This window comes from Streptomyces sp. NPDC127092 (assembly GCF_042722475.1).
Lineage (GTDB): Bacteria > Actinomycetota > Actinomycetes > Streptomycetales > Streptomycetaceae > Streptomyces.
This window is the reverse complement of sequence record NZ_JBHXFE010000025.1, coordinates 72321-98610: the sequence shown is the minus strand read 5'-3', so window position 1 is coordinate 98610 and position 26290 is coordinate 72321. Positions and strand designations below refer to the sequence as shown.

16 protein-coding genes are annotated in these 26290 nt (G+C 71.6%); 6 read left to right on the top strand and 10 right to left on the bottom strand.

What is annotated here, in order from left to right:
• Window positions 1-8: 8 nt before the first annotated feature.
• The 5 genes from ACFWJO_RS21580 to ACFWJO_RS21560 form a co-directional block, all read right to left on the bottom strand.
• The gene (locus ACFWJO_RS21580) at window positions 9-1907 is read right to left on the bottom strand and encodes an amidohydrolase (protein ID WP_386867384.1); all 1899 of its coding nucleotides are present in this window, start codon (window positions 1905-1907) and stop codon (window positions 9-11) included.
• Window positions 1908-1987: 80 nt separating this feature from the next.
• On the bottom strand, window positions 1988-2404 hold the full coding sequence (locus ACFWJO_RS21575) for an SsgA family sporulation/cell division regulator (protein WP_386867382.1): 417 nt from the start codon (window positions 2402-2404) through the stop codon (window positions 1988-1990).
• 73 nt (window positions 2405-2477) lie between these two features.
• On the bottom strand, window positions 2478-3227 hold the full coding sequence (locus ACFWJO_RS21570; protein WP_386867380.1) for a GPR1/FUN34/YaaH family transporter: 750 nt from the start codon (window positions 3225-3227) through the stop codon (window positions 2478-2480).
• A gap of 123 nt (window positions 3228-3350) precedes the next feature.
• Window positions 3351-4319: an alpha/beta hydrolase gene (locus ACFWJO_RS21565; protein WP_386867378.1), complete on the bottom strand. Its 969-nt coding sequence runs from the start codon at window positions 4317-4319 to the stop codon at window positions 3351-3353.
• Window positions 4320-4487: 168 nt separating this feature from the next.
• Window positions 4488-5459 (bottom strand): alpha/beta hydrolase, encoded by a 972-nt coding sequence (locus ACFWJO_RS21560; protein ID WP_386867376.1) that lies wholly within the window; start codon window positions 5457-5459, stop codon window positions 4488-4490.
• Between the two features lie 365 nt (window positions 5460-5824).
• On the opposite strand from ACFWJO_RS21560, the gene ACFWJO_RS21555 reads away from it, so the two are divergent.
• Window positions 5825-6817, top strand: coding sequence for a helix-turn-helix domain-containing protein (locus ACFWJO_RS21555; protein ID WP_386867374.1), 993 nt, complete (start codon window positions 5825-5827; stop codon window positions 6815-6817).
• A 110-nt stretch (window positions 6818-6927) separates the two neighbouring features.
• The gene (locus tag ACFWJO_RS21550; RefSeq protein WP_386867373.1) at window positions 6928-7917 is read left to right on the top strand and encodes a helix-turn-helix domain-containing protein; all 990 of its coding nucleotides are present in this window, start codon (window positions 6928-6930) and stop codon (window positions 7915-7917) included.
• Between the two features lie 26 nt (window positions 7918-7943).
• On the opposite strand, the gene ACFWJO_RS21545 is transcribed toward ACFWJO_RS21550, so the two are convergent.
• From ACFWJO_RS21545 to ACFWJO_RS21530, 4 genes are all read right to left on the bottom strand, one after another.
• On the bottom strand, window positions 7944-10700 hold the full coding sequence (locus ACFWJO_RS21545) for an AAA family ATPase (RefSeq protein WP_386867371.1): 2757 nt from the start codon (window positions 10698-10700) through the stop codon (window positions 7944-7946).
• A 174-nt stretch (window positions 10701-10874) separates the two neighbouring features.
• Window positions 10875-12173 carry a condensation domain-containing protein gene (locus tag ACFWJO_RS21540; protein WP_386867369.1) on the bottom strand — a complete coding sequence of 433 codons (1299 nt, stop codon included), beginning with the start codon at window positions 12171-12173 and terminating at the stop codon, window positions 10875-10877.
• Complete coding sequence (locus ACFWJO_RS21535) at window positions 12166-15891, bottom strand: amino acid adenylation domain-containing protein (RefSeq protein WP_386867368.1); 3726 nt, start codon at window positions 15889-15891, stop codon at window positions 12166-12168. The genes ACFWJO_RS21540 and ACFWJO_RS21535 overlap by 8 nt, the downstream gene beginning before the upstream one ends.
• A gap of 325 nt (window positions 15892-16216) precedes the next feature.
• Entirely contained in the window at window positions 16217-16735 is a 519-nt protein-coding gene (locus tag ACFWJO_RS21530) for a DUF4396 domain-containing protein (protein WP_386867366.1), read from the bottom strand.
• Between the two features lie 209 nt (window positions 16736-16944).
• On the opposite strand from ACFWJO_RS21530, the gene ACFWJO_RS21525 reads away from it, so the two are divergent.
• The 3 genes from ACFWJO_RS21525 to ACFWJO_RS21515 all read left to right on the top strand — a co-directional run bounded on the left by ACFWJO_RS21525 (window position 16945) and on the right by ACFWJO_RS21515 (window position 20930).
• Window positions 16945-17658: an MFS transporter gene (locus ACFWJO_RS21525; RefSeq protein ID WP_386867364.1), complete on the top strand. Its 714-nt coding sequence runs from the start codon at window positions 16945-16947 to the stop codon at window positions 17656-17658.
• Window positions 17659-18665: 1007 nt separating this feature from the next.
• On the top strand, window positions 18666-18920 hold the full coding sequence (locus ACFWJO_RS21520; protein WP_386867362.1) for a hypothetical protein: 255 nt from the start codon (window positions 18666-18668) through the stop codon (window positions 18918-18920).
• Between the two features lie 1563 nt (window positions 18921-20483).
• Window positions 20484-20930 carry an Lrp/AsnC family transcriptional regulator gene (locus ACFWJO_RS21515; RefSeq protein WP_356549230.1) on the top strand — a complete coding sequence of 149 codons (447 nt, stop codon included), beginning with the start codon at window positions 20484-20486 and terminating at the stop codon, window positions 20928-20930.
• A gap of 121 nt (window positions 20931-21051) precedes the next feature.
• Here ACFWJO_RS21515 and ACFWJO_RS21510 read toward each other — a convergent pair whose 3' ends face one another.
• On the bottom strand, window positions 21052-23787 hold the full coding sequence (locus ACFWJO_RS21510; protein WP_386867359.1) for a LuxR C-terminal-related transcriptional regulator: 2736 nt from the start codon (window positions 23785-23787) through the stop codon (window positions 21052-21054).
• A 178-nt stretch (window positions 23788-23965) separates the two neighbouring features.
• Here ACFWJO_RS21510 and ACFWJO_RS21505 point away from each other — a divergent pair, with 178 nt between their 5' ends.
• On the top strand, window positions 23966-26137 hold the full coding sequence (locus ACFWJO_RS21505) for a M4 family metallopeptidase (protein ID WP_386867357.1): 2172 nt from the start codon (window positions 23966-23968) through the stop codon (window positions 26135-26137).
• Window positions 26138-26290: the final 153 nt, after the last annotated feature.

Here is a 26290-nt window from a genome sequence, read left to right as displayed (position 1 = left end):
CCGTCCGCTCAGAGGACGAAGCAGGGATCGAAGACCTGGGGGCCGTCCTCGGAGGCGAAGCCACGGGCGACCCGCCACTGGCGGTGCTGCTCCGACTCCGCCACCGCCTCCGCCAGACGGTCGGCCTGTCGCGCCCCCGTGGTTCCCGGCGGCAGGGTCGCCTGGTAGCCGCCGAAGTGAGCCACCGGACTCCAGGAGGGACTGACGGGCGGGACCGCCTCGTCCAGGCCCTCGTACTCCGCCGCCGCGTAGACCAGCCGGCCTCCGACGACGGTGAGGACCGACTCGATGTGCGGGATGTCGTCGACGTGCACGGCGAAGTAGTCGTGGGACAGGACCGCGAAGTCCGCCAGGAAACCCTCCCGCAGCAGACCCTTCACCTCGCCTTCGCCCGTCATCCGGGCGCCGCCGAGGGTGTACAGCTCCAGGGCCTTCTCCCGGGACGCCAGCCGGTTCGGGGGATACAGGCAGAGGTCGCCCACAGTGCGCCCGGTGACGAGCCAGTGCAGGGCCACCCACGGGTTGTACGACGAGACCCGGGTCGCGTCCGTGCCCGCCGCGACCCGCAGACCTCGCTCCAGCATCTCGCTGACCGGCGGCGTGCGTTCGGCCGCCTCGGCGCCGTACCGGTCGACGAAGGCCTTGCCCTGGAAGGACATGCGGTTCTGCACGCCGATCGAGCCGCCCAGTGCCGCGATCCGCTCCAGGCTCCGCGGGGACACCGTCTCGGCGTGGTCGAAGAGCCATCTGTTACCGGACGGGAAGAGGCCGTCCGTCGCCAGCTTCTCGAAGACCGCCAGGTCCCGGCGGATGGTCTCGTCGTACGTGGCGTGAAGCCGGAAGCCCCAGCCGTTCTCCATGAGCAGCCGGACGGCCTTCTCGAACTCGGCCTCGTAGCCGGCGGTCAGTTCGGGCCTGGGCTCGGAGAAGTTCTCGAAGTCGGCCGCAGCCCAGGTCAGGTTCTCCCCGGCGCCGTTCAGCCGGAGCCATTCGTCGCCCTCGTCCGGGCGCACGGTCTCGATCCACCGCCGCAGGTCGTCCAGCTCCTGTCCGGCGGTCTGCGGGAAGAGGTGGTAGGCGATCCGCAGCGAGAGCTCCCCGGCGCGGGCCAGTTCGGTGACGGTCTGGTAGTTCTCGGGGAAGCTCTGGAACCCGCCGGCCGCGTCGACGGCGGAGGTGAGACCGAACCGGTTGAGTTCCCGCAGGAAGTGCCGGGTGGACGTCCTCCGGTCCTCCTCGCCCAGCGTGGGCGCCGCCGCCAGCGTCGAGTAGAGGACGAGCGCGCTGGGCGCGGCGAGCAGGACCCCCGTCGGCTCCCCGTCCCGGCCTCGGACGATCTGCCCGCCCCGGGGGTCCGGGGTGTCGCGGGTATGGCCGGCGGCGCGTACGGCGGCGCGGTTCATCAGGGCGGACTGGTACAGGTGCAGGACGAAGACCGGTGTGTCCGGGGCCGCGGCGTTCAGTTCCGCCACGGTCGGCATCCGCCGCTCGGCGAACTGCTCGGCCGTCCAGCCGCCGACGACGCGTATCCACTGACCCTTGGGGGTGCGGCCGGCCTGCTCGCGCAGCATGGCCAGCGCCTGCCGCAGCGAGGGCACACCGTCCCAGCGCAGTTCCAGTACGTAGTTCAGACCGCCCCTGATCACGTGCAGGTGCGAGTCGTTGAGACCGGGGATCATCCGGCGGCCCAGCGCGTCGACCACCCGCGTTCTCGGCCCGACGTGCCGCGCGACCGTCGCCTCGTCACCGAGAGCGGTGATCCTGCCGTCGCGGACCGCCAGGGCCGTCGCGGCGGGACGCTCCGGATCACCGGTATGGATCTTGGCGTTGCGGACGACGAGGTCCGCGGCGTCGCCGTCGTCGAGATCGGGAAAGGGGGTGACACCGCTGACCGGCATCGTCGTCATGACGGGGCCTCTCGTTCTCGGGAGGAGTGGGGCAGGGCCTGACAAGCCCCGCACGGGACAGGGGAGGGCGGTGGGAGGCCCTAGACGCGCCGCCCGAGGATGGCGTTGAGCGTCCGGTCGAGCTCGGTCCGGATCCGGGGGGAGACGTCCGGGAGGCGGGTCTCGGTCAGGGAGAGGAAGGAGCGCAGCGTGTCCGTGCGGAAGCGCACCACGCAGGAGCCGTACAGGGAGACCAGCTCGATGTCCGTTTCGCCGACGTCGCCGGGCCGGACCCGGACGTCGCCCTCGCCGACGGCCCCCACCACTCCGTCCTCCAGCAGGCTCCGGGCGAAGACCCAGGTCGCCGCCCCACCCTCGTCGGGACTTTCGGCGGGGGCGAAATCGAGCCGCACCGCCAGCGGGTCGCCGGGATCGTGACGGATCCCCACCACGAGCCGCGCCGCACCGTGGTCCGGCGATAACACCTTCGCCGTGACGAGTTGCTGGATGGGCCTCACGGAGACTCCTCGGAACACGGTTCTGGGACGGGGTGCCGGTGCCGCCGACGCGGGGCGGACGGGGCCGGGCGACTCAGAGCGTGCGACGGACACCGGCCGCGCGTTCGAGGTTGCGCAACTGGACGGAGAGGTCGCCCTCGACGGCGTGGTGCGCCGGGCCGCTGCGGCCGATCGGCAGGACCTGCTCACCGCGCATGTCCTCCAGCATGAGGGCGAAAGCCGCGTACAGGGCCGCGGAGGCCAGCACCAGGGCGAGGACGCCCGAGAGGGTGCCCAGCCAGGCGATGCCGGAGAGGTTGGAGGCGGCGGCCACGGCGAACCGGGGGACTGCCACGCACAGCACGAGCCACAGGGCCCGTTTGGCCCTGGCCACGCTCGCCATGAGGGCGGCGAAGACGGTGAAGGCGAGGTTCAGCACGCCGAGCACCGCCGTGCCGCCCGGCGGGTCGAGGGCCAGGACCAGGGAGGTGGCAAGCCAGGTGCCGGAGAAGCAGGCCATCAGCGTGGCCGCGAGGACGTCGCGAGCGCCGAACGCCAGGATGCCCACGAGGAGTTGCAGCACGAAGGCGGGCAGGACGGTGAAGGCGACGGCCCGGTCCGCGTTCTGCTCGAAGACGCCGAGCTGGAAGCAGCCGACGATGACCGAGGCGATGGCGACGGCGTAGAAGCCGAGGGGCATCGGTGAGGCGATCGGACGGAGGTTGATGCGGGTCATGCCCCGCAGATCGGGTTCGTGGTGCCGGCCGCCGGGGGTGGGCGACGGGACGCCTGGGTCGGGCGACGGGCCGCCCGGATCGGGCGACGGGCTGTCGGGGGTGTCCATGGGCTGCCTGACTGCTCGGATGGGGAACGGGAAGAGCGGGGTACGCACGCCCGGCGGCCCGCGTACCCCGGGGCATCCGCGCGGGGCGGGCCCCTGCCACCGGGCGTCGCCGCCCGGGCCGGTTCAGTCCTTGGCGAGCGCGGTCCGGAGCGTGGCCACGGCGAGCGCGATGGCGGCCCGGGCGGCGTGGGTCTCGCACAGCGCGTTGAGCATGACGAAGTCGTGGATGATGCCCTGGTAGCGCACGGCGGTCACCGGGACGCCGGCGGCCCGCAGCTTGTTCGCGTACGCCTCGCCCTCGTCGCGCAGCACGTCGGCCTCGGCGGTGATGACCAGGGCGGGCGGCAGGCCGGTGAGCTGCTCGGTGGTGGCGCGCAACGGGGAGGCGGTGATCTGGGCGCGCTCGGCCTCGTCGGTCGTGTACTGGTCCCAGAACCACTGCATGCCGTCGCGGCGCAGGAAGTAGCCCTCGGCGAACTGGTGGTAGGAGGCCGTGTCGAAGGACGCGTCGGTGACCGGGTAGAAGAGGACCTGCTGGAGCAGGGGAACACCGCCCCGCTCCTTGGCCATCAGGGTGAGCGCGGCGCTCATGTTGCCGCCGACCGAGTCCCCGGCGACCGCCATACGAGTGGCGTCCAGACCCTTGTCCGCCCCATCGGTCACGACCCAGCGGGCGACGGCCCAGTTCTGCTCGACAGCCACCGGGTAGCGGTGCTCCGGCGACAGGTCGTACTCCGGGAAGACGACCGCGGCACCGGCCCCGACGGCCAGCTCCCGCACCAGCCGGTCGTGGGTGTGGGCGTTACCGAACACCCAGCCCGCGCCGTGGATGTAGAGGATGACGGGCAGCTCGCCCCGGACGCCGACGGGACGCACGACGCGCGCCTTGACGGAGCCACCGGAGGGGACGGCGACGCTGACCCACTCCTCGTCGACGTCGGGCTTGTCCACCGGTCCGGACTGGACGTCGTCGACGGCCTTGCGACCGTCCGCCACGGGGATCTGGAAGAGGAACGGCGGCTGGGCGGTGGCCTCGGCGAAGGCCGCCGCGGCCGGCTCCAGGACAGGGGTGACAGGAGGGAACTCGTGCATGGCAGAACCCGTTTCGTGAGGACGGAAGACGTTCGGCGTACCGCCGAGAGGCGGCACACCGGGACGTTATGTCCCTTCGCGCGGCGTGGGTCGGCGCCCCGTGCACAGGCCTTGCCCGAGGCTGCACGGCGCATCCGCCCACCCGTCGCCCCGGGTTGGACGGCCCCCTCACCACCCCCGGTGTAAGGCGACGTGGAGGATGTCCACGGTCTGCGTCCGGGCGGCGCGGCCCGCGTCGCTCTCGCGGAGCATGTCGAAGAGGATGAAGCCGTGGATCGTGCCGTGGTAGCGCGCGGAGACGACGGAGACGCCCGCGGCCCTCAGCTTCGCCGCGTACGCCTCGCCCTCGTCGCGCACCACGTCGGCCTCCGCGGTCAGGACCAGCGCCGGTGGAAGCCCCCGCAGGTCGTCCGTGGTGGCCAGCAACGGCGACGCGGTGATCTCCCCGCGTCGTGCCGTGTCGGGGACGTAGCTCTGCCAGAAGCACCGCATGACTGCGCTGCCGAGGAAGTACCCCTCGGCGAAGTGCCGGTAGGACGCCGTCTGCCCGGTGGCGTCCGTGACGGGGCAGACCAGGACCTGGTGGACGAAGTCCACGCCGCCGCGTTCCTTGGCGACCAGGGTCAGAGCGGCGGCGAGGTTGGCGCCCGCCGAGACGCCGACCACGGCGATGCGGCAGCCGTCGAGACGCCAGTCGGCACCGTTCTCAGCGATCCAGCGGGCCACGGTGTAGCTCTGCTCGACGGCCACCGGATAGCGGGCGGCCGGCGGACGGTCGTACTCGGGCACGACGACGGCCGCGTCCGAACCCAGCACCAAGTCCTCCAGCAGCCGTTGATGCGTGGTGGCGGACGTGTGGGTCCAGCCCAGGCCGTGCAGGTAGAGCACCACCGGCAGGAGTTCCTCGCTGGCGGCCGGCCGCAGGATCCGCACGCGGATGCGCTCGCCGTCGCAGCCGGGGAGTGCCAGCCACTCCTCCTCGACGTCCGGCGTCCTGTCCGCCTCCCCGTGCAGGGCGGCGAGTACCTCGCTGGCGGGTACGGGCCCTGCTCCGCCCGGCACGCCCGGACATGTGTGGGCCTCGACGAAGGCCTGGGCCAAGGGTTCGAGGACCGGAGGCGGCCCAGCTACATGTTCCACGACACACTCCCGCGCATGGGCGCGATTCCGGGATGGAAGAGCTGACGAATCCGTCGGGCCCGGTCCGCTCCTGACCGCTGCAGCGGCAGCCGGGGCAACGGCCCCAAGCCTACGGACAGGTACGGGCCCCGCCTCCCCTCCGTACCGGCCGTACTTGCCCGTCCGTGCACACCTCTTGTCCCAGGAGGCCGACGGACGCTCCAGCCGGGTTCACGGCCGCACGTCAAATGACCTATGTGGGGTCTTCTCGCGCGGCCAAGCATGAAGGGGAACGCACATGGCCGTTCGCACCCCCTGAGCGGCGAGTTCGCCGACCGGCCGGCGTCCGAGAACAAGGAGCACGCGTGGGACACGTTCTTCGAGACATGACAGCGGGACAGGAATACGAGGCGCCCCGCCTGTGGCAGGACGCCTTCGACAGCCTCATCGCCCCCGTCCGGCTTGTGATGCGCACCTTTCCGGCCGACGTCCCGTCACCAGTGATCGCTCACCTCGGCTACCTGAGCCTGCTGCTCGTCGAAGCGGGACCGTCCCAGCTGAGCCGCACCCCCCGGCACATCGCCCGGAGTCCGGGCGAGCGGGTCGCCGTCGCCCTTCAGCAGTCGGGCACGGCACTCCTCACGCAGGACGGAAGGAGCACCGCGCTGGAGCCGGGGGATCTGGTCTTCATCGACCCGCGCCGGCCCTTCGCCCTGGACCAGCGAGAGTCCTTCCGGATGCTGCTGCTCTCCCTCCCTCGGCAGACGCTGGGCGACCCCGCGGACCACCTCTTCCGCCTCACCGGACGCGCCGTGCAGGGACGCAGCGGCGTCGCCGCCCTGCTGATCCCCTACCTCGAACGCCTCCCCCTCGTCGCCGGCCAGGTGACTCCGGCCACCGGTGACCTGCTCGCCGGGAACACCGTCGAGTTCGTCGCCCTCCTCGCCGACGAACTGCTCGGAAGGGACCAGGAGCCACCAGGCACCACGCGCGCCCGTCTCGTGCCGCGCGTCCGCGAGTACATCGACCGGAACCTCCGCGACGCGGACCTGACCCCGGAACGGATCGCCGAAGCCCACTACATCTCGGTGCGCTACCTCCACCGGCTCTTCGAAGCGGAGGGCACGACGGTGGGGCGGCTCATCCTGTGGCGCCGTGTCGAGGCGTGCGCCAGGGAACTGGCACGCCGAGAACGCTCCAGCCCGACGGTCTCGACCGTCGCCCGCCGATGGGGCTTCCACAGTCCCGCCCACTTCAGCCGCGCCTTCAAGGGGGCGTTCGGCATGGCGCCGCGCCAGTGGAGACACGCGCGTACCCCGGAGGAGGACCTTCCCGGCCCGGAGCTGCCCCGGGGCGCACAGCGTGCCGCCGTGAAGTGACCTGCCGCGGCCGTCAGTCATCCGACCTACGTGCCGGAGCCGAGGCACGCCGAGAGTGGGGCACGGTCCGTCGCGCACAACATCCGGAGGAGCCCACGGTGCCGTCCCCTGTGTCTTCACGCCACGAAGCGGGCCCGCACCCGCATCCCGGTCCGGTCGTCCACGACGTGCATCCGGGACGGCCGCCGTACGTCCGGATCGGCGTCGTTCCAAGTGACGACCCGACCCGCGCGCTCACCCTCCCGATGATGCCGGCCGACGATTCGAACGCGCGCGAGATCATGGTCTGCGGCCCGCTCCGAGGCGGCCTCTCCTGCACGGACGAGAGCAGGGAGACGTCCGGAAACCTGGTCCTGGCCGATTCGGCCAGACCGGTCACCGTGAGCTGGACGGCGGGAAGCGCCCTGGCCGTGCTGCACGTCCCCCGCCGACTGGTGCCCTACCCGGACGACGTCCTGCTCCGGACGACCGGCCGGGCGTACGACGCCACGACGGGCGTCGCTTCACTGCTGCTCCCGCTGCTCCTCTCCCTGGCCACGGCCGAAGGCCCCTGGGGAGCGGAAGCCAGACAAGACGGACTGGCGACGCGATTGATGAACCAGGCGGCGGACCTGCTCACCAGCCTGGTGGCCGAGGAGGCCGAGCGGAACGCCCGCCCCGGGGGAAGCGGCCGTTCGAACGCCGACCATCGGGCGGCGCACGAGATCCGCCGCTGGGTGAACTCCAGGCTTCCGGATCCCCGGCTTCGCCCGGACGCCATCGCCGAGGCCCACCACATCTCCGTGCGCAGGCTGTACAAGCTCTTCACGGGTGAGAACGGCACGATCAGCCGCTGGATACTGCAGCGCCGCCTGGAGGAATGCCGACGGGAACTGGGCCGCGCCGGCGGCACGGCGAAGGTCCAGGTGGTGGCCCAGCGCTGGGGTTTCGCCACCGCCGCCCACTTCAGCAGGTGCTTCCGTGCCCGATACGGGATGTCACCGAGCGAGTGGCGGGAACACAGGGCCGAGTACGACACCGCCGAGGTGACGCCACTGCCCGACACGCTCCAGGAAACGGGGTCGGCGGCGTACCTGCGCGCGCCGAGCGACCACCGGTAGGCGCCGACGCCTGGCGGAAACCGGTCTCAGTCCTGATCGGCCGAGGCGTCGGCCAGCGCCCGGGAGATCGCGGCCCTGGAGGTGACCCCGAGCTTGGGGAAGATCTTGTACAGATGCGCCGCTACGGTACGAGGTGACACCTGCAGGGCCGTGCCGATCTCCTTGTTCGTCAGCCCCGTCGCCGCGAGTTGGGCGATACGCCGTTCCTGGCCCGTCAACCGCCCACGTCCGGCGACCGCCGCCATCGGGGATCCCGCGGCGGTCAGCTCCTCCTCGCAACGCTCCGCCCAGGGCTCGGCGCCCAGCCGCCGGAACGCGTCGCGTGCCCGGTGCAGCACGTCGAATGCCTCCGCGCGCCGGCGCCGGCGCAGCCACGAGCCGTGGGCCAGCCGCAACCGGGCCATGCCGAAGACCCAGGTCTCGGCGTCCTCGACGGCGTACGCGGCCCGGTAGCAGGCGTCGGCGACCTCATCGGCGGCGGCGACGGCCGAGGCCGCGGCGAGGAGGAAGGCGTGGTGAGCGGAGATGTCGTCCATCCGCGCCGCCCGGCCGGCCTCGACGTGAGCGGTGGCCTCCCGCCGGCGCCCGGTGTGTACAGCGGCGACCACGAGGTCGAAGAACGGCAGGTGGAACCAGGGCAGACCACGCGGCAGGACACCGGGGGACATGAGCTGGACCAGGTGCAGGTACGCCTCCTCGTACCGGCCGTGCGCCAGCGCGACCAGGGCCCGCAGGTGGACGAGGTGGTCGGTGACGAACCGCATCCGAGCCCCCGAGGCCGACGGCTCGATGAGCGCCTCCACCTCCCGCAGTCCCTGTTCGTCGCCCCGGCCGGCCAGGAAGTGGGCGTAATAGTGACGGAACAGCAGGGCATTGCAGTGGTATCCGCGGTCGTCCGCGGCCTCCGCCTCCCGCAGGCACGCGGCCGCGCTCTCCCACCGGCCTCGCAGATAGTCCTGGTAGAACCGGGCCTTCGCGACCGAGCCCTGGGTGGCGTAGGCGTGCTGGCCGGTGAAGCGGCGCCACAGCGTCTCGTCGGCGGCGTCCACCGCCGTCGCCGTCCACAGCAGCAACCACGCGGCTCCCGCCTCCTGCTCCTCGCTCATCTCCCTGTTGAGCACGTCGAGTGCACGTGTCGCGCCGTGCGCGGTCCGGGGCGGGTCGGACCAGACAGCGCGGCACAGCCTAGCCAGGGGGGAGACGGCGTCGGCGTGCTTCTCCAGGGCGCGCCGGCCTCGGGGGTCGTCGGTGTAGGAGGTGGCGAGCAGCAGCTTGAAGTAGATCTGCTCCGCCAGCCCCTCGAAGGGCTCGACCCCGGTCTGCGAGAGGAGGTCCAGCGCCTGCGGCAGCAGTGTGAAGGAGGACTCGAAATCGATCCGGTGACTCTGGTCGACGTACACCACCGCGTAGGCGAAGAGCGGAGCGGAGCCGGGTGGTATCGGCCTTCTCTTGAGCTCCTCCACCAACTCGGCGGTGTGAGCGAGTCGTCCGCCCCGCGCGGCCATGACGGCAGCCCACGTCAGGCGTGCCGTGTGGGACGCGGCATCGGTGCTCAGAGCGGCGGCCCGGTCCATCAGCACCGCCCCCTCCGCGTCGCCGCCGCGTCTCGCGATCTGCCGCGCGGCGTCTGCCAGCCGCTCGGCGAGGGAGGCGTCCGGCAGGACCGCGGCCAGTGTTTCGTGCCGGAGCCGTCGGGGGTCGCCGGCGTCCAGCCGCCCCGCCAGGAACCGGTGGGCCGCCCGCTCCTCCTCGGGCGAAGCCAGGGAGATCACCGCACTGCGCACCAGGGGATGGCGGAAGGCCAGAACACCGTTCCCGTCGAGGTGCGCCAGCCCACTCGCCTCGACGGCGGCGAGGACCGCCGCAGGGTCGCCAGGAGGGTAAACAGCGCACGGGTCTTCGGGTGCTGCCGCAGTCGCCCGGGCGCCCGTGTTCCGCATGCCCACCCGGCCGCCGAGAGCGGCCAGGAGCAGGGTGTGCGCGGCGTCAGCCGGCAGCGACCGGATCCGCTCGGCGAAGAGGTACTCCAGCCGGTGCGCCAGGGGCATCCGACCGGGCAGGCCGGTGTCGTGCTCGTCGTCCGGCAGCACGGGCAGTTCCTGAAGGGCCAGTGGATTGCCTGCGGCCTCCGTCAGCACCCGCCTGGCCGCTGTCACGGGCAGGGTCGGGTGACACCGGCGCAACAGGGTTTCGGCGGCGGACGGGTCCAGCGCTTCCACACGCAGCGGCTCCGCGGTCCACCGGTCGGTGGCCGGGCTGTCCTCACGGCCCGCTCCGATGAAGACCACGGGCAGGGCGGCGATGTGCCGGTGCAGAAAGGTGAACACCGCGGTGCTGGAGCCGTCCATCCAGTGCACGTCGTCCACCACGACCAGCAGCGGCCGGTCGCGCGCGGCCTCGGTGAGCAGGGTCAGGGCCGAGGCACCCAGCGGGGTCGCGCCGGCAGGCGATTCCTCCCCCAGCCCCAAGGCGCGCTCCAGAACTTCCCGGTCCCGTGGTGGGAGGGTCCGAGAGCGCTTCAGCAGCGGCCAGAAGACCTGGTGGAAGCCCCCGAAGGCGAGCTCCGACTCGGCCACGGAGCCCACCGCTCCCAGGACGGCGAAACCGTGCCGCCGCGCCGCGTTCCGTGCCCAGGCCAGCAGAGCCGACTTGCCGATGCCGGCCGGGCCCCGGAGGAGGATCGCTGCTCCTTCACCGTGGGAAATCGCTGCTTGCAGGATGCCGTCCAGGAAGGCCGTCTCCCGCTCCCGGCCCAGGAGTTCACCGTCCTCCGTCGCAGACACCGAACGTCGCCCCCCAAGCCCCGTCTGTCGGCGGACTTGTGCCCGTTCTCCGCACGTGCCGACGCCGACAGGGAGAGTACCGCCCATGCTCACGCCGCGGCTCGGAAAACCGGAGCAGTCGGGGTGCCGGCCGCAGGGACGGGTGAGTTGCCGAGCGCCCCGTTCCGGCGGTCGTCAGGGCACTCCTCCCTCCAACGGATCCACCGTCTCATCCGGGTCGGCCGCTGCTCCCTCCAGGAGCACCGCGAAGTTCCGGCCCAGGCGCTCGGCCACCCGCTCCGGGACGACGGACGGACGGAACTCGAGCACGGGGTGTACCGCGTCTCGGACGAGGTCCGTGATGAGGCCGAGATCCACTTTCGCGGCGTTGTGAAGCCAGTCGGCTTCGGTCACGGAACAGCCCTCCAAGCGCAGCCGCGGCTGCACGTCACTGGCTCGGTAGGAGAAGAGGGGGACGCCGTCCGCCAGAACCGAATCCGGGGCCAGACCCGTGCTTGTGTGCGGGCGCGCAGGCCTGGCGAAGACTGCATCGGTCTCCTCGGCCTCGGCCCAGGCGCCCTGCACCCGGCGCATCGCCTGCCGGAAGGTGATGTCGTCGGGGAGCGAGACGGCGAGACGGTGGAACCGAGTGAAGTAGCCTGCGAGTACCGCGAGTTGTGGGTGATCGCGCCCGGAGACGGGAACGTCCACCATCACGCGGGGCGCCGCCGGCCCGCGTGCCGCCAGGGCGAAGGCGGTCAGAAGCACGGTGAACAGCGGCACCCCTTCCTGGCGGGCAAGGCGCTCCGCCGCCGACACCGGCACGGGAGCCGTACGCAGGCGCCGCCCCGGTCCGACGACCGGGCGGGCGGGGATCCGCGGGCCCTCCGGGCGGGCCGCTCTCCCGGCCTGCCAGTGGGCCCAGTCGGCGTACTGGATGTCGAGCGGCGGGAGAAGTGCGGTCGCACGTCCCGCGTCAGCGTAGTACTCGCCCAGTTCGTCCAGCAGGATCTGCAGCGACCAGCCGTCAGCGGCCAGGAGGTGGACCGCCAGGACGACGAGGTGGTCCTCGGCCGCTCGGCGTACGACCAGCACGCGTGCGAGAGGCCCTCGGGCCAGATCGAACGCGCGCCGGGCGAAGCCCTGCAAGAGGGCGTCCTCCTCACTGTGCAGGGGCGGTGGGCTCGAAGGGACGGGTGGTGTGTCGAGCACCGTCAGTTCCCAGGGCATCGCGTCGGGCTCCTCGATGCACTGCCGCCGGACCGTGCCGTCCTCGTCGGCAGGGAAGGCCGTTCGCAGGGGCTCGTGACGGGCGGTGAGCGCGTCCATGGCGCGCCGGAGCCGCGGAAGGTCGAGGGGGCCGCGCACGTGATGGGCGAGGAAACTCACGTACGCGGACGGGTCGGCGCAGGTACCGAGCAGGCCCAGCAGCCGGCGCTGCGGGTCCGCGAGCGGAAAGCACACACGGTCGTACGACGGCATGTCGCTACTCACCCTCCCTCCCACGGTTCCTGGGGCGCGCCGGGATGAGGTCCTGGGCCGCCGGCCGTGCCAGACCGGCGGCCGCAGCCGCTGTCGGCGCCCTGAGGAAGGACTTCAAGGGGATGTCCAGACCCAGTTCGGAACGGGCGAGCAGGGTGAAACGGAGAGCGCCGAGCGAATCGCCGCCGAGCTCCAGGAAATCGTCCTCCGGCCGCATGCCAGGCACCCCCAGCACCCGGCCCATCAGCCGGGCGAGCGCGTCGGCGCGACCGTACGCCCCGATGCCGGACGCTGAGGATCCACGACCGCTCGGATTCTCCGCCCGCGCGCCGGGAGCCGACGGGGCGGGCTCCACGGACTCCGCCGTCCGGGGCGCCCAGCGCGGAAGCGCGTCGAGCGGCGTGTCGGGACGGTCGACCACCGCGCGCAGGACGGCCTCGTAGCAGTCCATCATGCCGCGCACCGCGTCGTCGTCCAGGCGCGAGGTCTCGTACTGCCAGGTCAGGGTGAGTCCGGCCGGCCGGTCCGCCGGGAGGACGGGGCCGCGGGACCGGGGTATGCGCAGCAGACCGTCCGGACCGATCCCACTGCGGTCCGGCTCTTCCTCGTGGTGAGGGAAGCCGGTCACGCCGAGTTCGAACTTGGCCGCACCCAGGGGCAGGCCCTCGCGGACCGTGATGTCGAGCGGTGACTCGGGGAGGGCGGCCAGAGGGGAGTCGTGGAAGCTGAAGGCGGTCTGCACGAGCCGGTTCCTCTCCCCGGCGGAGCTGCGCGGGTGCGGGGCGATCACCTCCTCGAACGGCAGCTCCTGGTGCTCGTACGCGTCGAGGCACGTCGAGCGCACCTCCGCGAGGAACGAGGAGAAGGAGAGGGTGGGGCGCGGCTTCCCGCGCAGCACCACCGTGTTCACGAACATGCCCACGACTCCGGCCGTTCCGGGACGGCGCCGGTTCGCCATGCCCGAACCGACGAGCACGTCCCGTGCGCCGGTCGTGCGGTGCAGGACGGCCAGGAACGCGGCGAAGGCGACCATGAAGACAGTGGCTCCGTGAGCCCGCCCCAACGCCCTTACTCGGCCCATGAGCTCAGCGTCCAGGTGCAGGCGCTGCTCCGCGCCCGGTTGTGAGGCCGCCGCCTTCTCCGCGTCAGAGGCCGACGCCTTGCGCGCAGGCAGAGGCAAGGGCGCCGGCGGCGTGTCCAGGGCAGCGCGCCAGTACGCCCTCTGCCGCTCGGCCTCCGGCCCGGTCGTCCAGTGGAGCTCGGCGGCCGTCAGCGCGCCGTAGCCGGGAGCGGCCCGACGGGTGTCGACGCTTCCTCGGCGGACGTGCTCCGCGTAGCCCCGCACCAAATCGGAGAGGAGGAGCCGTGCCGAGTGGCCGTCGTGAACGGCGTGGTGCTCGGTCTGTACGAGGACGTGCTCCTCGTCCGCCGTTCGCATCAGGTGCCAGCGGATCAGGGGTCCCGCCGACAGGTCGAAGGGCCGGCGGGCCTCGGCGAGGGCGGCCTCGGACGCGGCTCGTTCGGCGTCCGGCGCAGCCCGCAGGTCGCTGTACCGAAGCTCCGCGCGCGCGTCGGGGTCGACTACGTAGCGGGGGGTTCCGTCGTGGACCGGGAGCCGGCAGCGCAGGACCTCGTGGCGGTCCACCAGGGCTTGCAGGGCAGCCCGCAAGGACGGTTCGCTCAGGGGGCCGCGGAGCCGGGCCACGGAGGCCGCATGGTAGGCGGGCGTCCCGCCGGCCATGTGCTCCGCGAGCCAGACACGCTGCTGGGCGGCCGAGCAGGGCGGTGGCCCGGCGCTCTCGTCGGCAGGTGCGTGCGACTCGTCGGCGTGCTCGCCCGCGCACGGGGGGAGCGGCGGGCGGTCCTCCGCGACGGGAACGGCTCGCACGGCGAGGTCGGTGATGACCGCCCCTTCGAGGATTGCCCGCAGCGGAAGGGTCACCCCCATCTCCGTCCGGACACGTGCGGCGAACTCGATGGCCTGGAGCGAGCCCCCGCCGCGCGCCGTAAAGGAGTCGTCGGCCCCCAGTGCCCCGGTTCCGAGGATCTCTCCCGCGATGCGCGACAGACGGGCGGCCGGTCCCGACGCCGGAGCCGTGGGCGCGGCTTCCCGGCCGGGCGGCGGCAGCAGCGCGCGGTCGACCTTGCCGGACGGGGTCAGCGGCCATGCGTCCAGCACCGTCACCGAGGCCGGCACGAGGTGGGCGGGGAGCGCCTCCCGCAACTCGGCCCGCAGGTCGCGCCCGTTCTGCCGCGGGGAGGTGGCGTCCTTCAGTCTGGCGTAGCCGAGCAGCCGCCGTCCCTCCACGCTCTCGTCCACCACGACCACCGCGTCCCGGACATCCGGCAGTCGTACGAGCGCCGACTCGATCTGGGCCGGGTCCACGCGGTAGCCGTTCACCTTGGTCTGCGTGTCCAGGCGTCCACCGAACTCCAGCGCACCGTCGGGCAAAAGACGCCCCCGGTCTCCGGTCCGGTAGATCAGGCCGCCAGGGACGGTACCCGTGGGATCGGTGATCAGGCGGCGCGCCGTCTCCTCCGGGTCACCGACGTATCCGGGGGTGAGTCCCCATCCACCGATGCATATCTCACCGAACTCGCCATCAATGACGGGTCGTTGTTCCTCGTCCAGAAGCAGAATCCGGCGACCGGGGACCGGACGGCCGACGGGCACGGTGCCGGACGGAGGGGCCGCGGGGTCGACCGTGTGCAGGGTCGCGCAGACGGTCGTCTCGGTCGGGCCGTACCCGTTGACGAACTGGACGTGCCCGGCCCACTGCCGCGCGGTCTCCGGGAGACAGACGTCCCCCGCGCTCAGCAGCACCCTGAGGCCGGGGAAGTCCACGGGACGCAGGGTGCGGGCGAGGACCGCCGGCACCGTCGCGTGCGTGGTGCCGGTCTCGGCTGCCACGGCGTGAAGCGGGCGGCCGAGCCGTTCCTCGTCGAGCACCTCCAGGCGCCCGCCGTGACCGAGCGCGAGGAGCAGGTCGAAGACCCAGCCGTCGAAGAGCGGAGTGAACACCTGGAGCACCACGCTGCCCGGCCCGAGCCCGGAGATCGCGTGGCGCTGTCCCGCCACCAGATGGGGCAGACCCCCGTGGGTGACCGGCACCAGCTTGGGGCGCCCAGTGCTGCCCGACGTCCGGATGAGGTACGCCCAGCTGTCGGGCTCGGGAGCTCCGGCCTCCGGCCGGCCCTGGGAGGGGACCACGGGCGGCCGCGATGTGTCGAGGCGGGCCAGGTCGACGACCGGCACCGGCAGTCCGGACACGCCCGGCACCTCTGTCCCGCCCGTGGCCCCGGCCTCCGAGCGGGTGACGCACAGGACGGCCCCGGCCTGCCGGAGGCCCTCGGCCGTCCACGTTGTCCGGTGGGCCGGATCGAGGGGCAGGTACGCCGCTCCGGCGTGCCAGATCGCCAGGACCGTCTCCGCGAAGTCCGCGCTCCGCGGCAGCAGGACGCCCACGACGTCACCGGGGCCGATTCCCCTCCCGCGCAACTGGGCGGAGAGGTGCCGGACCCGCTCGACCAGTGCCACGTACGTCACCGTGCGCCGGCTGTCCCGCAGGGCCGGAGCGTGCGGGGTCCGCTCGGCGAAGTGAGTGATCGCCGCCCAGGGCTCGGTGGGCGGATCCCCGGCCGGTGGAGAGGCGGCCCGGCCGGTGTACGGGTCGGGGCCGGCGGGCCTTTCGAGCGGCTCCGTGGTTCTGGCGGGCGCCTCGTCGAGCATGTCGTGTCCTGTCCGGAGGGCGACGGTCGCCCGGCACACGGCGACAGCGGGGCCCGTGGCCGGCCGACCTGTGGCAGGCGTCCGGGCCTGCACCCGTTCGGGAGCCCGCACGCCGGACGCAGATTATCCAGCCACTGCTTTCCGGACACGACCACCCCCGCCGGAACCCCGGCGCTGCCCGGGACGACGCCCCAGCAGGTGCCCACCGGACCTGTGGCACCGTCAGATGTGTGTCGCCCGGTCGGCGTACGTCCCGCAGCACACGGACGCCCGCGCGGTGTGAACACGCTGCCGACAGGAGCGCCCACCGCTGGTCGTGGTGGTGTCAGTGGTGGGCGTGGACGACGGCGTGCCCCTTTCCGCGGCTGATCATCCACTTGTTGACCGGAGTGGTGACCACGAACGCGATGACGAATCCGCCCAGCAGCGATGTCCAGAACAGGCCGTCCGTCAGATGAGCGTCCATAGCGCCCGGAACCAGGGCGATGATGCCGTTGTCGACGACCTCCATGACGGCGATGGAGACGGTGTCGGCGGCCAGGGCGACCTTGAACGCGGCGCTCAGGGCGAGCCCGGCCCGTAGGAGGGCGGTCAGGGTGGTCGCGTAACCGAACACGAAGGCCAGTGCTATCGCGAGGACCATCGTCGGAAGGTTGCCCCATCTCAAGGCGGTACCGACGACCATGCCGAGGATCTCGCCGACGGCACAACCGCTCAGACAGTGCGCGGTCGCCTTTGCCGCGATGCCCCAGGAAGCGCCTGTGCGGTGGTGCGCTGTGCCTTCCGGCCCGGTGGCGTGTGCGGAGTGGGTCGATCGGTGGGGCGTCCCGTGGGAGTGGTTCACGAAAGGTTGCCTCTCTGCTCGTCATCTTGCTGCGGCGGACAGGCGTCTGTGCTCCGTTCCGCGCCGTTGATCGCGCTCACCGTAGGAAAGGGAAATTACTCACTGCTATCCCCAAAGCGCCCCCTCCTGTCCCAGGGCTGCACATCCGCAATGCCCGGCGACACTCCACGCGCCGCGAACGATCCCCGTGACCCCCTGTTCGCCGGCGTGTGGGTCGACCGGTCGTCCCGGGCGCGAGACATGGCCGCGGCCGACCTTCTCGGACTCGCGCGGCCGTCCTCGGTTTTCTCTTCGCAACCCCTGATCTCCCTCTGTGGCTGCTGATGACACTGGCCGCGATGATGGGCGTCGGCGCTGCCTTCGTCAGGCCCGCTTTCGGAGCCCTCATACCGTCGCTCGTGCCTCCGGAGTCGATTCCGGCAGCGAACGCGCTGCGGTCGGCCGCCCTCCAGTTCTCCGCCGTCATAGGCCCGGCGTTGGGCGGAATCCTCCTGGCGGTCCACGGCGCGGACAGCGTCCTGCTCCTCAAACGTGGTGACCTTCTTGGTGAGCATCCTCGCGCTCCTCGGCGCAAAGGACCCTCGACCGGCGCGGTCGCCGTCGCGCAACGCATGGTGGAAACACGCGCCGGATTCGGTGAGGTGCGGTTCAGGCCCTGGATGCTGGTCATCATGATGCTGGGGTCGGTACATGCCCTCGTCGTGATCGGCCCGCTCCTCTTCCTCCTTCCCGAGTTGCTGCGGGAAGGAGGCCGCTTCACCTCCTACGGGCCTCTCATCGCCCTCCAGGCGTTCGGCGCTCTGGCGGGAGGCATGGTGGCCGCGCGATGGACACCGCGGAACGCGGGCGCCAGCGTCATCTGCGCGCAAGCGGCCGCAGGCTCCAGCTCGCCTGCCTGGCATACGCCGCGCCCGTGCCGCTGATCGGGCTGGCGGCCTTCGCCACTGGGGCCGGATACGCCTTCGGCGGGGTCGTCTGGATCAGCACTCTCCAGCGGAGCGTCCCGAACGAGACCTTGGGTCGTGTTCTTTCCCTCGACATGCTGAGCCGTTAGGCCCTCAGGCCCCTCGGCGTCGCGGTCGCGCCGGTGGCGGTCGACTCCCTTGGAAGCCGGACATTCCTGCTGTCAGCACTTGCCGTACTTCTCACCGCAACAGTTCTACCCCTTTTCTTCCTTAATGTCTGTGCAGTGGGTCGATACACGATCCGGACGTGCGTCAGAGATCGCGCACAGTGCCCATCGCGCCCGTAATGCACATTGGCCTTGCGTCCGTTTTGCTCTTCGCGCGTCGCTGACCAGCGGTTTTCCTTAACCTGTTTTGGCTCTACATGTTTGCGATGACGCACCACGTGGAGTGCGTGGCGATCCTTGAGCCTGCTGAAAAGGGCCGCTGACCTGTTGTTTCTCTGAGTGTGCATGATGGGCGTTACGTGTGTTACGGGCGATATCTTGACGCATATCTGACGCACGTGACGCACGTTTGACGCACGGACGGCGTGATATCTGATGGGTGGTCATGCGTGATTGGTGACCGCCGGATGGAGTCCTCAGCCGTGTGGTGGGAGGCACCCTGAAGTGGTTGGGGCATTGGCTGCCGAGCTGTTGGCTGCCCCTGTCCCATCGGCTTCTCGCTAATGACGTTCCGTGACACTGGGTGGGGTGTCTGGCGCGTGTTGCGTCAGGGCCGTAGGGACTCCAGCGCCCGAGAAAGGGCCTGAGATCGTCGGCTCGTGGTTCGGGGATGTCGGGCAGCCGGGGCGGTGTGTTCAGCGGGTTCCGATGCTCCACGCGTGCTGCCGCCCAGTCGATCCATGTTTCGGCTTCGGTCCTGGTCTGGCCTGGGGGCATGGTCTCGACCCGGGTGCGTACGGCGCTCACGTACTCCCCGAGTCGGGTGGTGTGGCGCCATGCCGCTCCCTGCGCTTCGAAGTGCCGGACGCGGTACGCCTCGGCGTACTGGACGCGCGCTTCTTTCATGGCGGCTTCCCAGCGGATGCGCTTCTGGCGGGCCGCCTCGATCTCGTCGAGACGTCTGCGTTCGGCGGCTTCGCCGCGAAGCGTGACCTCCTGCGCGATCTCGGCGAGCTGGTCTTCGAGGGGACGGTTGGGGTGTCGGCCCATTCGCTCGCCCGGTGCGGCTGGCCGCCGCTGAGGACGAAGCGGAGCCGTTCGGACGGGGTGTAGTCGAAGCGGGGGATCCTGATCCAGGGGTTCCTCTTGGCCTCGGCGACCTCCTTGTCGGTGGCGACGTGCTCGGTCCGGTCCTGCTCCTGGAGGACGAGGAACTCCACGGTCTGGCCCTGCGCGGTGATGGTGAAGTGGGGAGATGCCCTTCGTCGGCGATGGGACGGGGGCGCGAAGCCGGTCTGCCCTGCCGCACTGGAATGTCCTGCCTTCTCGGCGGCGGTGATCAGCGCCTGGATAAGCCTGAGGGCACGTCCTTGGACCGGCTTGGTCAGACCCAGCGGCTGCGGTTCGCTCTGCATGGCCCGCACCGCGCTGTGCGGCCGCGCAAGCCGCGAGGGCACAGAGACGGGTTCAAGGGCCGCCAGGCGCCAGGCGGGGACGTCGACGAGCTTGATCTCGTACGCGCCACGGCACCAGCCCCCGTACAGTTCCTTCGTCTCCGGGATCCCTTCGGACCTGCGTGCCGCGGCGACGCGGGAGGGCCACTTCTCCAACTCCGGACCCACTCATGACGATCCGGCCGCCGCCTCCGCGAGCTCTTGCAACAGCTGTTCCGAGAACGCGCCTGTGGGAAAGGGCGCGGCTTTTTCGCCTGGCGGCCGGGATCTCCTGCGCTTGGATGGGCGGCGGTTGCGGAGGGAGGGGCTGCCTGAGTCTTCCGCGGGCGAGACTTGCGGAGAGGGTAGGTGCCGTGCGTCAGGTAATGCCGGCCGGCGCTCGACAGGATGACGCTCCACTGGCCGCCCTTCCTGGAGACCGTGACCAGCCCCCGATTCTGCAGTGCCTGGCCCGTGGTCTTCTATGAGCTCGTCTTCCACTCGCCAGCAGGGGAACCAGCGCTCACCCATTGCAGCGCCGAAAGCTGCCGCTCATTGACCTGCCGTTCCCATGACCCGCCTTCGGCTCGAGTCAGCCCGCAACGGCGTTATCTCACCACCGAGTGACAGCGCGAGATAATCGAAGTCCTCGTCTATGTGGGACTCAAATACTGGGCTGGCACGGCGTATCAAGGCATCGGCGGAAGCGTCCGATTCCCGTTCTGGGAACTGTGCCGTGTCCATTTCGGTCAGCCGGGGCTCCGCCGGGCAGCACACTGTAGGGCGTTCCTGCAGCGCCGCCTTCAGCAGCGGATGCTCCTGGGCTATTCCGGCGTCCAGGACGCGCACCGTGGGTGCGTGCGGACGGCCTCGGCCAGCTCTCACAGGTCCACAGCGAGCTCGCCGCGACGCAGGGAGGCGGAATGAGGTCCCCACGCGGTGATCGCTGCCGGCGGGCCTGGCTCGGTGCCCGGCCGACCCCAGGATGTGGGGCCGGCCGCGGGGGGTGCTGGGGATACCCGCGCACCTGTCACCTGGTCGGAGTTCGCGCCGTAGGGGTTGGCCGGTGCGAGCCTCCTGCCGGGATCACCCGGACACCAAGACGATGACAGGGCGACGCCCTCCAGGCGACAGGCCGGGCATCATCACGCACATGTCGAGCGTGGTTCACTCGACCTGCAAGAAGCTATGGGGCTTTCGACGCGCGACTCGTGCGTGGCGCGCACGATTTGGGGAGTTGGCCGTGGACACGATCGACCGCCACATACTGAACATCCTCCGCAGGGACGGGCGGGCGCCCGTGTCGGAGATCGCGCGTGCTGTGGGACTCTCGGCGGCTCCGTGCGCCCGCCGCATCGAGCGCATGGAGAGGGAGGGTGTGATCCGCGGCTATACCGCGGTCATCGAGGACAGCCGGGCGGGCATGCTTCAGGCGTTCATCGAGATCCGCCTGCTCGGCGCGACCGACAGTGACGAGATCCAGGGCATCGCCCAGAGCATCCCGGAGATCGAGGAGAGCCACAGCATCGCCGGCACCTCCGACGCCCTGCTCAGGCTCCGGGTCCGGGACGTGAAGCATCTTCAGCAGGTGATCAACGCCGTACGCCGGACCGGCAAGGTGGAGGGCACCAAGACCTTCATCATCATGAACACCTGGACCCGCCCGACCGAGCAAGCCGGCAGCCCGTAACCCCGAAACGACGTCGTGCTGGGGCCCGGAGGCCGTCCGTCTGCCCGATCGGTGGTGCGGGCCCGACGTCGTCGCCCGGTACACGACTGAACCCGGATGCGGCTGGAGCCGTCCGGGCGGGTCACTCGTGTGCCGGTGTGACGGTGTGCGCGAGTTGGACGCGTGAGTGCAGGCCGAGTTTCCGGTAGACGCGGGTGAGGGTCGCTTCGACCGTCTTGACGCTGACGGTGAGGGTGGTGGCGATGTCGCGGTTGCTCGCTCCGGCGGCGGCGAGTTCGGCGCAGCGTTGCTCGGCGGAGGTAAGGCGGGGGTGGGCGTCTTCGCCCGCCGGGACGGCTTCCAGTCGGCTGAGCGTGTGCGCGGCGGTTTCGGCCCACGGGTGTGCCTGGTGGGCGGTGAAGAGGTCGGCGGCTTTTTGCGCGGCGGCGCGGGCGCTGGCGCGTCGGCGCCCGCGCCGTTCGGTGTGGCTGAGCGCCAGCAGGGTCCTGCCGCGTTCGAGGGGGAGGTGGCGAAGCCGGTCAGCTGCGACGGTGAGGCGCCGGGCCGCGGTGTCGTAGTCGCCGCGGGCGGCGTCCAGGAGCGCCTGGGCGCGTTCGAGCGGGGGGAGGACCATGTGCCTGCCGAGGTCGGTCGCGGTGCGGCGGGTGTCGTCCAGGAGGCCCTGCGCCCGGTCGAGGTGGCCGAGGGCGATGAGGGTCTCGGCGAGTTCGGGGTGCCAGCGCAGGACGGACGGGTCGCGGACCTGCTGGAGTTCCTCGAGGTCCCGCACCTCCTCCAGGGCCTCCAGAGCCTCTTTGGGGCGGCCGGTGGCCAGGAGGAGGTGGCCGAGGGCGAAGAGGCTGCGGGAGAGGAAGACCTTGTTGTCCTCCTGCCGGGCGGCGTCGACTCCGCGGCGTGCGTGGACGAGGGCCAGGTCGGTCCGCCCGGCGGTGCCTTCGACGAGGGCGGAGGTGTAGCACGCCGGTGCGGGTGACAGGGCGGTCCCGTCGGTCAGCGCCTGGGCGCGGTGGGCGTGGTCGAGCGCCCTGGCGCACCGTCCGGCGCGGAGTTCGGCCTCGGCGAGGCTGCGCCGGATGTCCACGGTCGCCTCGGCGTCTCCCGTCCGCTCGGCTTCGACGAGCAGGGGGAGCAGCGCGGCGCGGGCCTCCTCGGGGCGATCGTCGAAGAGGGCGTGCCGGGCGGCGAGGTGCTGAGGTGTGCCGTTGACCGGAATGGAGGCGGCGCGTGGCAGGGACAGGGCGCGGCTGAGCGTGGTCTCGGCGTCGGGGTGTCCGAGGACGCGTTGAAGGCGGGCCTGCATCGTGAGGGCCATGACGGTGGTGGCGGTGTCGCCTACGGCCTCGGCGAGGGCGGCGGCCCGGCCGGCCAGGGCACACGCCCGGTGGGGGTCGCCCTCGTTGACGTTGGCCCAGATGGATTGGCGGATGAGGATCTGCGCGGTGAGGTCGGATCGTCCGGCCGCCGCGTGGAGTGCGTCGGCGAACAGTTCGTCCGCACTCTGCAGGTGCTGGCCGCTCGCGTCGATCAGGGCGACGAGGGCTTCGACGCGTTGGGCGGGGGTGGTGTCGTGGCCCAGGACGAGGCGGGCGGCGGTCCGGCCGCGGGGAAGGTCGCCGTAGTGGGCGGCGTCGCGTACGGCGGTCAGGGCCCGTTCGGTGAGCAGTTCGCCGTCGTCGTACGGGGTGCGCTGAGCGGCGAGGAGGGAGAGCTCTGCCGCGAGTGCGTGGTCGCCGCGCCGCCGGGCGCGTGCGGCGGCGCGGGCGGCGTGGCGGGCCGACCGCGGGTCGGTGGCGTCGGCCGCCAGCACGGTGTGCCGGTCGCGGCGGACGCTGTCGTGGCTGGCCTCGGCCAGGCGGGCGTGCAGAAGCCTGCGTGCGTGGCCCGGCAGCCGGGCCGCGAGTTCGGTGCCGATCGCGGAGGCGGTGAACCGCACCGTCCGGTCGGGCTGTTCGAGGTCGACGAGTCCGGCTGCCTCGGCCTCGGCCAGGAGGCTTTCGGCTGCCGGCCCGGCGAGACGACTCAGCAGGTCGAGGTCGGGCCGGTCGTCGAGTGCGGCGAACGTCAGCAGTTCCCGGACCTCCCCCGACACGGTTCCCAGCCATTCGCCCACCAACCGGCGGCCCGGGGGAGGAAGGACCGGGCGGTCCTCGGCGTCCGAGGCGATCGGCACGGCGGCGGTGTGGCCGCGCACCTGGGCGAGTGCCAGAGCCAGCGCAGGGTTCCCGCCGCTGTGGGTGTGGATGCGCGTGACCTCACGGGGGACGAGAGGGTACGGGGACAGCAGAGCCGCGACCTGGTCTACCGTCAGAGCCGGAACACGCACCGCGTACGCGTTCTCCCCGCACCAGTGACCCGCGGCCTCCGGGCGCCAGGTGCGCTCGGCCGCGATGACGGGAAGGTCCGGGGCCAGGCGCAGCGCCCAGCCCAGGACGGCCGCGCTGGCCGGGTCCAGCCACTGGGCGTTGTCCACCATCAGCGTCATGGGCGGTGCCTCCCGCAGCAGAGCGGCGGTCTGCCGGCGCAGCCGCAGGGCCGAGCCGGCATTGTCCGGGGAGCCCGGCCGGTCGGCGGCCTCGTCGAGTCCCGCCATCAGCTTCCGTGCCGCGGGCAGCGTTTGGAGGGCCAGCGCGAGTTCGAGCAACCCGGTGTACGGGATCCCGGTGTCCTGTGGGCCCGGGGCCAGCCGCAGGAGGGGCAGGCCCAGCCGTCTTCCCAGGGCCCTGGCCGCGGTGGTCTTGCCGCTTCCGGGCGGCCCGAACAGGACCACCCGGCGGGTGCCGTCGACGACTTCCGGCACCACCGGCAGCCCGGGACCGGCCTCGTGGGACGCGCTCATCCACATCTCGGAGTCTGGCATCGGGCCATGGTGCGCCCGCCGGCCCTCGCCGTCCAGGTCAAGGGATTGCCCCGATGTCGGCCGGGCCCCGCGTCCCTAGCCTCATGGCCACAGCCGGGCCAACCGCTGCCGAACGCCCCCCGCACCCCAGATGACGTTCTGCGGCACATCCCCGACAAGGCCCGGCGGAAGGATTGCGATGAACCGCAAGAACGCCCTGGCAGCCGGTGTCGCGGCAGCCCTCGCCCTCGGCTCCGTGACCATGGTGGCCACCCAGTCCACCGCGGCCCCCCGCCCCACCGCGGCCGCCGGCGCCTCCGCCGGCCAACCCGGCGCAGGGTTCAAGGCGATGACGGCCGACGCGCGCGGCGAGGCGATACGCACGGCCGGCCGGAACGCGGCCGCCACCGCCCGCGAGCTCGGCCTGGGCCCCGACGAGCGCCTGGTGGCCAAGGACGTCCTGATCGACGCCGACGGCTCCCGGCACGTGCGCTACGACCGCACCTACAGGGGCCTGCCGGTGATCGGCGGAGACCTGGTGGTGCACTTTGCCGAGGACGGCACGATCACCGGCTCGGACCTGGCGCACCAGGGCGCGGTCCGGATCGTCGGCACCACCCCGAAACTGACGGCCGCCGACGCCTCCGCCAAGGCCGTGAAGCACGCCAAGCACGTGAAGAAGGCGAAGGCCAGCAGCAAGGACAGCGCCCTGGTGGTGTACGCGGTCGGCAAGATCCCCGTCCTCGCCTACCGTTCGACCGTCACCGGCGAGGGCGAGAACGGTCCGGCCTCGCGGGAGGCGGTGATCGTCGACGCGTCCAGCGGCGCGGCGCTGGACCAGTACGAGCTGCACCAGAGCGTCACGGGCACCGGCAACGGCGTCACCGTCGGGCAGGTCTCCATCGAGACCACCCAGACCGCCGGCGGCTACACCCTCACCGACGCCGCGCACGGCGGCACGATCGTCTACGACTCGTACAACAGCCCGCAGTCGAACCCCCGGCAGAACGCGCGGCCCTTCTCCAAGACCACCAACTCCTGGGGCAACGGCACCAGCTCCAGCCGCGAGAGCGCCGCCGTGGACGCCTCCTACGGCCTGGCGAAGACCTGGGACTACTACAAGGACTCCTTCAACCGCTCCGGCATCCGCAACGACGGCCGAGGTGCCCGCGCCTACGTCCACGTCGACAACAGCCTGGTCAACGCCTTCTACGACGACAACTGCTTCTGCATGTACTTCGGCGACGGCTCCTCGCAGAACGGCAACACCCCGGTCACCGCGGTGGACGTGGCGGGCCACGAGATGAGCCACGGCGTCACCGCCGCCACCGCCAACCTCACCTACTCCGGCGAGTCCGGCGGCCTCAACGAGGCCACCAGCGACATCTTCGGCACCATGGTCGAGTTCTACGCCAACAACGCCGGCGACCCGGGCGACTACTACATCGGCGAGAAGCTCAACATGTCCGGCGGCTCCCTGCGCCGGATGGACAACCCCGCCGCCGACGGCAGATCCCTGTCCTGCTGGAACTCCGGCGCCGGCTCGGTGGACGTGCACCTCTCCTCCGGCATCGGCAACCACTTCTTCTACCTCGCCGCCGAAGGCACCGGGGCGAAGACCATCGGCGGACGCTCGCACACCGGCACCACCTGCAACAACGACACCTTCGCGGGCATCGGCAAGGACAAGGCCGCAGCCGTCTGGTACCGGGCGCTTACCACCTACATGACCTCCACCACCAACTACGCCGGGGCCCGCACCGCCACCCTGCAGGCCGCCGCCGACCTGTACGGCGCCAACTCCCAGGAGCGGTACCTCCTCTCCAAGGCATGGGCGGCCGTCAGCGTCGGCACCGCCCTGCCCGACCCCGGCACCGGCACCCCCACCCCCTCGCCGTCCACGCCCACCCCCTCGCCGTCCACGCCCCCCAGCGGGAACGCGCTGACCAACGGCAGCTTCGAACAGGGCACCAGCGGCTGGACCCAGAGCGACAGCATCATCACCAACTCGTCCCTGCAGGCCGCACGTGACGGGTCCTGGTACGCCTGGATGATGGGCTACGGCGCCGACGCCATCGAGTCCCTCTCCCAGTCGAACGTCGCGGTGCCCTCCACCGGCACCCCCAAGCTCACCTTCTGGCTGAAGGTCTCCACCCAGGAGTCCGGCTCCACCGCCTACGACACCCTCAAGGTCAACGTCAACGGCGCCACGCTGGCCACCTACTCCAACGCCGACGCGAGTTCCGGATACGTCCAGAAGACCGTCGACCTGTCCGCCCACAGGGGCCAGACGGTGAAGCTGGAGTTCACCGGCACCGAAGACACCTACCTGTCCACCATCTTCCTGCTCGACGGCATCACCATCGGCTGACCGATCCCGCTCACCACCCGTGCTCCCGGGGGCGGGGGCCCGCTCGGGGGTTTCTGCCGCGGGGGGCAACACACGCGCCAGGGGGGGCCGGTTTCCCCTCCGCGGGGCTTCCTGTGCGTTTAACCCTCCACCCCCCCCCCCCCCGCCCTACCC

Bases quoted from the DNA above. Each gene is read 5' to 3' on its own strand.
- ACFWJO_RS21555 (WP_386867374.1), top strand. From the start codon at position 5,825: ATGACAGCGGGACAGGAATACGAGGCGCCCCGCCTGTGGCAGGACGCC.
- ACFWJO_RS21505 (WP_386867357.1), top strand. From the start codon at position 23,966: ATGAACCGCAAGAACGCCCTGGCAGCCGGTGTCGCGGCAGCCCTCGCC.
- ACFWJO_RS21510 (WP_386867359.1), bottom strand. From the start codon at position 23,787: ATGCCAGACTCCGAGATGTGGATGAGCGCGTCCCACGAGGCCGGTCCC.
- ACFWJO_RS21565 (WP_386867378.1), bottom strand. From the start codon at position 4,319: ATGCACGAGTTCCCTCCTGTCACCCCTGTCCTGGAGCCGGCCGCGGCG.
- ACFWJO_RS21580 (WP_386867384.1), bottom strand. From the start codon at position 1,907: ATGACGACGATGCCGGTCAGCGGTGTCACCCCCTTTCCCGATCTCGAC.
- ACFWJO_RS21535 (WP_386867368.1), bottom strand. From the start codon at position 15,891: ATGCTCGACGAGGCGCCCGCCAGAACCACGGAGCCGCTCGAAAGGCCC.
- ACFWJO_RS21570 (WP_386867380.1), bottom strand. From the start codon at position 3,227: ATGGACACCCCCGACAGCCCGTCGCCCGATCCGGGCGGCCCGTCGCCC.